Origin of the sequence: Flaviramulus basaltis, from assembly GCF_900114265.1 — a bacterium.
In the GTDB taxonomy this organism is placed as follows: domain Bacteria; phylum Bacteroidota; class Bacteroidia; order Flavobacteriales; family Flavobacteriaceae; genus Flaviramulus; species Flaviramulus basaltis.
Genome location: NZ_FPKV01000031.1, coordinates 1 through 1156, shown reverse-complemented (window position 1 = coordinate 1156; position 1156 = coordinate 1). Strand labels below are relative to the sequence as shown.

The following is a 1156-nucleotide window of genomic DNA, read 5'->3' as shown; positions in this document are numbered from 1 at the left end:
TTCTAATACATATAGTGTTAAGTGGTTTGACCCTAGAAACGGGGGCGATTTAAAAGATGGTTCTGTAACAACTATAAATTCTGATACAAATGTATCTATTGGCAACCCTCCTAACAACTCATCTGCAAGTTGGGTCGTTTTAGTAGAAATTAATGGTAATATAAGTTTTGAAGTTACTGGTGTTACAGTAACACCTCAGGATACTCAGATTCTGGTGGGAGACACCTCTGAGCTTTCTGCAACAGTAAGTCCTACCAATGCAACCGATAAATCTGTGAATTGGACCTCGAGTGACAATGCTATCGCTACGGTTGATACCAATGGTCTAGTAACTGGAATTACTCAAGGAACCGTTACTATAACTGCAACAACTAATGAGGGTAGCTTTACTGATTATACTACGGTGACTATTATAGAAAATGTTACTGATGATTGTGATGCCGATTATGAGGAAAAAAACAACATTGTAGTTATTGAAGCTGAAAACATAAATACTGGTGGATTATGGTCCGTTGAAACCGCTACTTCTGGATTTTCTGGTAAGGGATATCTCGAATGGGGGAATGGAACTTTTCTCAATACACCAGGTAATGGGAAAATTTCTGTAAAAATCAAAATAAATAATCCTGGAGTATATCAATTTCTATGGCGAACTAAAGTAGGTCAAGGTAGCGACCCAACTGAAGAAAATGACACATGGCTTCGTTTTGATGATGCTGATTCATTTTATGCACAAAAAGGTGGAGATTTGGAAAGTATTGTTTATCCTGCTGGAAGAGGTACTCCAAATCCTGATGCTGGAAGTATTGATGGTTGGTTTAAAGTCTTTACAAGTGGCACATTAAACTGGACTTGGTCAACAAATGCAAATGATCATAATCTTTCTGATATTTATGTTCAATTTGACTCAGCTGGAGTTTATATCATGGAAATATCAGCACGTTCTGATTTTCATTTTCTAGATAGAATTGTATTAAGCAAAGGTATCGCAGACCCTACAAATTTAAGTCATGTGGAAACACCTTGTTCAGGTTCAAATAACAACATATCTGTTACTGGTATTACAGTAACACCTCAGGATACTCAGATTCTGGTGGGAGACACCTCTGAGCTTTCTGCAACAGTAAGTCCTACCAATGCAACCGATAAATCTGTG

1 protein-coding gene is annotated in these 1156 nt (G+C 37.5%); it reads left to right on the top strand.

Going from position 1 to position 1156, the window contains the following annotated elements; all coding sequences use genetic code 11:
• A partial coding sequence (locus BT151_RS18370; protein ID WP_072403824.1) for an Ig-like domain-containing protein occupies positions 1-1156 on the top strand: 1156 nt, incomplete at both ends.